Annotated in this window: 6 protein-coding genes; all 6 read left to right on the forward strand. The window is 50.2% G+C overall.

Annotated features, from left to right (window positions below; genetic code table 11):
- The first annotated feature begins 218 nt into the window (after positions 1–218).
- Positions 219–1,901 carry a nucleoside kinase gene (locus JX312_RS05210; RefSeq protein ID WP_204457280.1) on the forward strand — a complete coding sequence of 561 codons (1,683 nt, stop codon included), beginning with the start codon at positions 219–221 and terminating at the stop codon, positions 1,899–1,901.
- Positions 1,902–1,949: 48 nt separating this feature from the next.
- Positions 1,950–3,305 carry a magnesium transporter gene (mgtE, locus tag JX312_RS05215; RefSeq protein WP_164916480.1) on the forward strand — a complete coding sequence of 452 codons (1,356 nt, stop codon included), beginning with the start codon at positions 1,950–1,952 and terminating at the stop codon, positions 3,303–3,305.
- A gap of 51 nt (positions 3,306–3,356) precedes the next feature.
- Complete coding sequence (gene mutS, locus JX312_RS05220; RefSeq protein ID WP_204457281.1) at positions 3,357–5,993, forward strand: DNA mismatch repair protein MutS; 2,637 nt, start codon at positions 3,357–3,359, stop codon at positions 5,991–5,993.
- Positions 5,994–6,005: 12 nt separating this feature from the next.
- Positions 6,006–6,794, forward strand: coding sequence for a radical SAM protein (locus tag JX312_RS05225; RefSeq protein WP_204457282.1), 789 nt, complete (start codon positions 6,006–6,008; stop codon positions 6,792–6,794).
- A gap of 19 nt (positions 6,795–6,813) precedes the next feature.
- On the forward strand, positions 6,814–7,746 hold the full coding sequence (locus tag JX312_RS05230; protein WP_204457283.1) for an LD-carboxypeptidase: 933 nt from the start codon (positions 6,814–6,816) through the stop codon (positions 7,744–7,746).
- A 158-nt stretch (positions 7,747–7,904) separates the two neighbouring features.
- A partial coding sequence (gene glpK / locus JX312_RS05235) for a glycerol kinase GlpK (RefSeq protein WP_204457284.1) occupies positions 7,905–9,085 on the forward strand: 1,181 nt, incomplete at its 3' end.

Consider the following 9,085-nt stretch of genomic DNA (forward strand, 5'->3'; position numbering starts at 1 on the left):
CAGAGTCGAACTGCTCTTTAGAGAATGAAAATCTCTCGTCCTAACCGATAGACGAATGGGCCACGGTATGCAACTGTGCTCTTTTTTCATCAATAATTTGATGGTGTGAGCATACTTTGCGAGTGCAAAGGTAATAATTCTTTTTGATTTAGCCAAAATTTCACAAAATATTTTATTAATTTTGCAATAAACGCATCATTCTCTCCCTATATTTCGTCATGAATACTATAAAAATCTTCTGTGATAACACTGCCGCCAACTTAGAAGTTGCCGGAGGAACCTCTCTTCTCGAAGTTGCGGCGATGCTGGAGCACGAACTCGGTTTCAAGCCCATATGCGCTTTGGTCAACAACAAGGCGGAGGCGCTCAGCTATCCCCTCTTTTCTCCGAAGCGCATAGAGTTCCTGCCGGCATGCTCGGCGATAGGCCGCGACATATACATACGCTCGTTATGCATGATGTTGTATAAGACGGTGTCGGAACTGTATCCGGGGTTGAGACTGAGGATCGAGCTTTCGATTTCAAGGGGCTACTATTGCCGCTTGATTGACGGTTCGGGGCATTCGTTCCATATTGACGAGGATGGGGTTGAACGGATAAAGGAGGATATGCTGCAGACTGTGGCTCAGGACCTGCCGTTCAAGAGGAAGGAGAAGCCGACGGAGGAGGTGATTGAAATTTTCCGGGAGGAGGGACTTGAAAACAAGGTCAGGCTTCTTGAGACCGTAAACCATCTCTACACCGCATTCTATACATTGGGGGACACGGCGGATTCATATTATATGCCGCTTGCCCCTTCGTCGGGTCATCTGAGTGTTTTCGACCTGCGTCCCTATAAGAGCGGGTTTCTGCTTCTGGGTATCGACAGTGATAACCCGGACTCTCCTGCAATACCAATAATGCAGGAGAAAATGTATCACGCCTTCACGGAGCATCTGAAATTCAATAAAGTCATAAGGGTGTCGAATGTCGGCGAGTTGAACATGGCTGTGGAGAAACGACAGACCTCTGACCTCATAAACGTGGCGGAGGCAATGCATGACAAACTGCTCGGGCGTATCAGTGACGAGATTGCCGAGAGACGCAGTCGCGGGGACGCGGGAATTGTGCTGATAGCAGGTCCTTCGTCTTCTGGCAAGACTACTTCATGCAAGCGTCTGGCTATTCAGCTTATGACGAATCTTATTGTGCCCAAGATGATTTCGCTCGATGATTATTTCGTCGACCGGGTCAACACTCCGCGTGACAAAAATACGGGCGACTATGATTTCGAAAGCCTGTATGCCCTCGATCTGGAACGGTTCAACTCTGACCTCAAACGTCTTCTCGACGGTGAAGAGATAAATTTGCCGACATATAGTTTTGAACTCGGAAAGCGTGTGGAAACTCACCGGCCGTTGCGTCTCGACGCCAACGATGTGTTGATTATAGAAGGCATTCACGGTCTCAATCCCGAGCTGACAGGAACGATAGACCCGAGGCATCTTTATAAAATATATGTTTCGGCACTTACCACATTGCGCATTGATGACCATAACTGGATATCGACTTCCGACAACCGTTTGTTGCGGCGCATGGTGCGTGACCATAAATACAGGCATATCCCGGCAGAGGAGACGCTCCGCAGATGGCCGAGCGTGCGCCGTGGGGAGGAAACGTGGATTTTCCCGTTTGCCGAGAATGCCGACGCCACTTTCAATTCCTCACTCATCTTTGAACTGGGAGTGATGAAGGATTATGCGGAGCCATTGTTGCGTGGTGTCCCACACGGACAGAAGCAATATGCGGAGGCTAACCGCCTGTTGAAATTCCTTGATCTTTTCAAGGCTATTCCGGCGGAACAGGTGCCCCCCACGTCTCTGTTGAGGGAATTTCTCGGCGGCTCCTCTTTCCATTATTAATTTTTGACTGCTATTAACTTCCAACAGCTGACAAGAGAAGTGAAAGATTTGAATGAAAAAGATATAGAGCTTATCGAAGAGATGATCGAGCATGGCGATGAAGTGGGGGCACGCAATGCGTTCTCCGGTCTTCATCCAGCGGATATCGCAGAACTCTTCCAGAGCCTTGACATAAAAGAGGCTGAATGGGCATTCAACCTTATAGACGATAAGGAGAAGAAAGCCGATGTCCTTATGGAACTCGACGAGGAGGATCGCAAGAAACTCCTTGAGAATATGGATCCGGAGCAGATCGGTCATTTCATAGACCTGCTCGACACCGATGATGCCGTAGACCTTATTCAGGAACTCGACGAGGAAGACCGCGAAGAGGTCATCCTCAATATCGAGGACATGGAGCAGGCGGGCGACATCGTGGATCTCCTCCAGTATGACGAGGATACCGCCGGCGGTCTTATGGGTACTGAACTCATAAAGGTAAACGAGAATCTTTCGATGCCCGACTGCCTGAAGGAGATGCGGCATCAGGCGGAAGATCTTGACGACATTTATAATGTGTATGTCGTAGATGACGACGGACGCCTCAAGGGGGTGCTTCCTCTCAAGAAGATGATTACGCATCCTTCTGTCTCCAGAATCAAACATGTGATGGAGACAGATCCGGTGTCGGTGAAAGCCGACATGCCGATTGAGGATGTGGCTATAGATTTCGAGAAATACGACCTTGTGGCAATGCCGGTCGTAGACAGCATCGGTCGGCTTGTAGGACAGATTACTGTCGATGACGTGATGGATGAGGTGCGCGAGCAGAGCGAGAGGGATTTCCAGCTCGCTTCAGGTATCTCCTCCGACATCGATGCCGATGACTCGGTATGGGCTCAGACAAAGGCGCGGTTGCCGTGGCTTCTGATCGGCATCATCGGCGGTCTCGTGAATTCCGTGATTCTCGGTGGATTCGAATCCCAGCTGGCTGCTGTGACTGCACTTGCCTTCTTTATCCCTCTTATCGGAGGAACAGGAGGAAATGTAGGTGTGCAGGCTTCGGCGATTGTGGTGCAGGGTCTGGCGAACGGACGTCTTGAGTTGAAGGAGTTCTGGAACCAGATCTGGCGCGGACTGAGAGTGGCGATAATCAACGCTGTCGTCATATCCGCCGTGGTGCTTGCATACACGATGCTGACCGAACCGGGGGACTATGCGCTCTGTTTCGCTGTCTCGGCGTCTCTGTTCTGTGTGGTTATCTTCGCAACGGTTTTCGGTACCCTCGTGCCTCTGACACTCGAAAAACTGAAAGTCAACCCGGCTCTCGCCACAGGACCTTTCATCCAGATCACCAACGATGTGGTCGGTCTCCTTATATATGTGGGCATGGCGGTGTGGATGCTGAATATCTTTCCTCATTGAAAACGCGCTCATGATTTCTACGCGCGGCAAATTTTAAAACTGTTTCCTTAAATGGCAAAAATAGCTGAGACCCCTTTGATGACACAATATATCGAGATGAAAAAGAAACATCCCGATGCGGTTCTTCTTTTCAGAGTGGGCGATTTTTACGAAACATTCTCGGAAGACGCGATAACGGCAAGTGAGATTCTTGGAATCACACTCACCAGGCGTGCCAACGGAAAGGCGGCATATGTGGAGCTTGCCGGATTCCCGCATCATGCACTCGATTCGTATCTCCCGAAACTCGTAAGGGCGGGCAAGCGTGTGGCGATATGCGAACAGCTCGAAGACCCCAAACTCACCAAAAAGCTCGTGAAAAGGGGGATAACGGAGCTTGTCACTCCAGGCGTCAATCTGAACGACAATACCTTGCGGCCGCGCGAAAACAATTTCCTTGCCGGCATACATGTCAGCAAGTCTTCTGTCGGGGTGGCGTTTCTCGACCTTTCTACCGGAGAGTTCCTCTGTGCGCAGGGAGACAAGGATTATGTTGACAAACTGATAGCGAATATCGCTCCGAAGGAGTTGCTGCGCATGCATGGCACTCGACAGTTCTGCGAAGAGAATATCTCGCACAAATGCAGTGTCTTCGAACTTGAAGACTGGGTATACACCTCCGATGCGGCAAATGAACGCCTCGTAAAGCATTTCGGCACGGCATCGCTCAAGGGATTCGGTGTGGACGGCATGCATGAGGCGGTTGTGGCGGCGGGCAGTCTGCTGTATTATCTCGACCTCACCCAGCACACCAATATCTCGCATATAACTTCGCTTGCACGAATCGACGGCGACCGGTACGTGAGACTCGACAAATTCACGATACGCAATCTTGAGCTTCTTAATCCTCTGGCGGAAGAGGGGCTCTCGCTTCTCAAGGTGATCGACAAGACGGTCACCCCCATGGGTGGACGCAAGCTGAGGTCGTGGGTATCGTTTCCGCTGCTGGATATTGAGGAGATAACGCGGCGTCAGGATGCCGTGGAGTATTTCTTCCGTGATGTGGCGTGTCGCGACAGATGCGAGGAGGCTCTCAGGCGCGTCGGAGATCTTGAGAGACTTATGGCGAAACTGGCTTCCAATAGAATAGGTCCGAGGGATTTTGTCTCGTTGCGCGATTCTCTGCGGGCGGCAGACACTCTGAGGAATGTGCTGTCGGAATCCGGTTCGGAGGTGTTTGTCGGGATGTCGCGGGAAATGAGCGATACTTCGCAGCTTTACGAGACTATAGCCCGTGTGATTGTGGATGACGCGCCAAACCAGTTGGGGAGGGGGAATGCCATAGCTGCCGGTGTCGATGCCGAGCTTGACGAACTCCGCGGGCTGCATGCCAATTCCCGACGTGCTCTGGAAGAGATACGGGACCGCGAAAGTGAGCTTACAGGAATACCATCGCTGAAGATTGCCTTCAACAATGTGTTCGGATATTATATAGAAGTACGTAACACACACAAGGACAAAGTGCCTGAAACATGGATTCGCAAGCAGACTCTGGTGAGCGCGGAGCGGTACATTACGCCGGAACTGAAAGAATATGAGGAAAAGATAGTCGGTGCCGAAGAAAAGATATCGGCTATAGAAAACAGACTTTTCGCGGAGCTTGTGCAGGGTGCTTTGACATTTATTCCACGCATACAGAGAAACGCTATTGCCACGGCTACGGTCGACTGTCTCTTATCCATGGCAAGAACAGCGGAGGAATACCGTTATGTGCGTCCGGTGGTCGACGATTCGCTGAAAATCTCCATCACCGAGGGGCGACATCCGGTAATCGAACGCCGTCTCCCTCCGGGCGAGCCATACATCAGCAACAGTGTGGAACTCGATTCCGACGGTCATCAGATTCTTATGATAACCGGTCCCAACATGAGCGGTAAGTCAGCATTGCTGCGCCAGACGGCTCTTATCGTGCTCCTTGCCCAGATCGGTTCTTTTGTGCCTGCGGAGGCGGCGCATATCGGTCTTGTGGATAAAATCTTCACACGCGTGGGGGCAAGCGACAATATTTCATCAGGTGAGTCCACATTCATGGTCGAGATGAACGAGGCTGCGGCAATTCTCAACAATATGAGCAACCGGTCGCTGGTGCTTTTCGATGAACTCGGACGCGGAACCTCGACTTACGATGGCATTTCCATCGCCTGGGCAATTGTGGAGCATATACATGAAAACGGGCATTTCAGACCTAAGACGCTTTTTGCCACACACTATCACGAGCTGAACGAGATGGAGAAAACATTCAAGCGTATCGTGAATTACAATGTGTCGGTGAAGGAAATCAAAGGTAAGGTCGTGTTCATGCGAAAACTCGAAAGGGGCGGATCCGCCCACAGCTTCGGTATTCATGTGGCTAAACTCGCAGGCATGCCCCCTTCGATCGTGAAACGTGCGGACCAGGTTCTGTCGCGTCTGGAGGAGGGCTCTAAAAATGATAATGACAGTCAGGATGGAAAAATCAAGGGGAAGGGTGACATGAAGGATATCGGGAAAGCCCGAGACGGTTACCAGCTCTCTTTCTTCCAGCTTGATGACCCTCTGCTCAGCCAGATACGCGACCGTCTTCTGGGAATAAACATAGATAACCTCACACCGCTGCAGGCTCTGACCACTCTGCATGATCTCAAGAGTCTTCTCACCGGAAAAAAATGATATTATAATTATATGGGAAAAGAACAGACCGTATTGTTTCATTCCACGGTATTCGGACCTATACACAGCCGTAGACTGGGTGTGTCGTTAGGTATCAACCTTATGCCTGACGACGGAAAAGTGTGTTCATTCGATTGCCTCTATTGTGAGGCGGGTTATAATGCGCAAGGCACGGGCTCTACGGGTCTGCCGCCGCGCGAGACTGTGGCGCAGTCGCTCGAAAACAGACTGAACGCCATGCGGCTTGCAGGAGATCCCCTTGATGTGATAACATTCTCCGGAAACGGAGAGCCTACGTTGCATCCGGAATTTCCGGAAATCATAGAAGACACTTTGCGACTCCGCGACAAGTATTATCCGCAGGCGAAGGTGTCGGTGCTTACAAACGCTACCCGCATTTTTGATCCAGCGACTGCCGAAGCTCTGAAACGTGTTGACAACAATATACTTAAGCTCGATTCGGCGGTGGAAGATACGATGCGGCTGATAGATCGTCCCGCCTCAAAGGATTTTACCGTGGAGCGGGTTGTGGAATCGCTGTGTCAGTTCGGTGGGACCGGTATAATACAGACCATGCTGCTCAGAGGTGAGCACTGCGGCAGAAGGATTGACAATACCACACAGGAGGAAATAGACGCTCTTGTTGACGCTTACAGGCGCATAAGGCCTAAGGAGGTGATGATCTACAGTATAGACAGATCTACTCCTGAGGAGAACCTTGTGAAGGTCGGCAAGGAGGAACTTGACCGCATAGCCTCCGTGATAAGGGAAGCGGGGATAAAAGTTCAGGGATACGAATAATAACCTCAATACAGTCTGTATGATTTATCCTGAAACGTTGAAGGAGGGTGACAAGGTCGCCATAATTTCTCCCGCATCCGTGGTGAATCCGGTTTTTATCGACAGTGCCGCAGCCTATATCGGGCAGAATGGCTTCGTGCCGGTTGTAATGCCTCATGCGAAGGGTCCGGCATGCGGCAGTTATGCCGCCTCGATGCAAGACAGACTGTCGGATCTGCTGTCGGCATGGCAGATGCCTGATGTGAAAGCCGTTTTATGTTCGCGTGGAGGATATGGCGCCGTTCATCTGTTGTCTCATATACCTGAGTCGCTTTTCAGGGAAAATCCGAAATGGCTTGTAGGTTTTTCGGATATTTCCGCTTTGCACGCATTCTCGCTCAGGTGTGGAGTCGTCTCAATACACGGACCTATGGCGCGTGATTTCAACGACAGGCACGAAGGCGGACGCGCGGTGATGGATATTCTGAAAAACGGAACTCTGTCCGGTTACTCATTCGGACATGAGGAATCCGAATCAATGCCGTCTAACCGCCCCGGAACTGCATCAGGAAAACTGACAGGAGGAAATCTTGCGGTGCTCGACGGACTCGCGGGAACACCTTTCGACATCCTCAATGATACAAAAGAGGAAGATTGTGTGTTATTTATTGAAGATATTGCTGAACCTATTTATAAGGTTGAGCGTATCTTATATAGACTCTATCTGCAAGGCGTGTTTTCAAGAGTGAAGGGACTTGCGGTAGGACAGTTTACGGAAACTTCTTCCGACAGGAACCATCTGTCTATGGAACGTATGATAGAACGCTTTCTGGAGAACAACGGAATATCCGGATTTCCGGTGGCATATGGTATGCCGGTAGGTCATTTCCCGCATAATATGCCGGTTATCGAAGGTGCCGACGTGATATTGACAGTGGATAACAGCCGGGCTGATATGAAATTTATAAGATAAGATACCTTAAGATCTGAGTGTTTTTACAGACTTATTGTCCCTAATGGCATAAATGACCTTAATCATCCGTCTTGATAACAGTTTGAATTAGTTCACGAATTGACTCTCGGCAGTTTCATTCAGAACAACTTGAAAACTCACATTTAATACTAAATACTATGGACTCTCAAAAGTACATCCTATCACTTGATCAGGGAACAAGCAGCTCCCGTGCAATAGTATTCGACCGTAGCGGCTCAATACGTGCTGTGGCTCAGAAGGAATTTCCTCAGATCTTTCCTCATTCGGGATGGGTGGAGCATGACCCGCATCAGATCTGGGCTTCTCAGGCTTCGGTGATTGCAGAGGCTATCTCGTCTATCGACATCAACGGCAAAAATATAGAGGCGATAGGTATTACAAACCAGCGTGAAACAACCATTGTCTGGGATCGTGACACAGAAGAGCCTATCTATAACGCCATAGTATGGCAAGACAGGCGAACGTCCGATTATTGCAACAAAGTGATAGAGGATGGTATGGAGGAAAAGATACGTGAAAAAACGGGTCTTATAATCGACGCTTATTTCAGTGCTACGAAAATAAAATGGATTCTTGACAATGTTCCCGGTGCCCGCAAACGTGCCGAGGAGGGAAAACTGCTTTTCGGGACAGTCGATTCCTGGCTTGTGTGGAGACTCACACGCGGAGATGTGCATGTGACGGATGTATCCAATGCTTCGCGTACAATGCTTTTCAATATAAATACTCTCGAATGGGATCAGGAGCTTCTCGACTATTTCGGCATTCCGCGCTCCATGATGCCTGAGGTGAAGTCGTCGAGCGAGGTTTACGGTCATACAACCACCACTATATTCGCCCATAATGTTCCGATTGCCGGAATCGCCGGAGACCAGCAGGCTGCTCTGTTCGGACAGATGTGTGTCGAACCGGGTTCGGTAAAGAATACGTACGGAACCGGTTGCTTCCTTCTTATGAACAGCGGAACCACGCCTATCCTGTCAAAGAACCGTCTTCTGACCACTATCGCCTGGAAAATAGGGGATACTGTCAATTATGCTCTTGAGGGTTCGATTTTTGTGGGAGGTTCGGTGGTCCAGTGGCTGCGCGACAATATGCAGTGCATAGCCTGCTCCTCGGATGTCGAGAAACTGGCGGCATCAGTGCCCGATACAGACGGAGTGTATTTTGTGCCTGCCCTCACAGGTCTCGGCGCTCCATACTGGGATCCGGAGGCAAGAGGCATGATTACCGGAATCTCGCGTGGCACAACCACAGCCCATATAGCCCGTGCCGCGCTTGAAGGCATAGCTTTCCAGACATATGACATCGTGAAGGC

Source organism: Barnesiella sp. CU968, assembly GCF_905219685.1.
Lineage (GTDB): Bacteria > Bacteroidota > Bacteroidia > Bacteroidales > Muribaculaceae > Lepagella > Lepagella muris_A.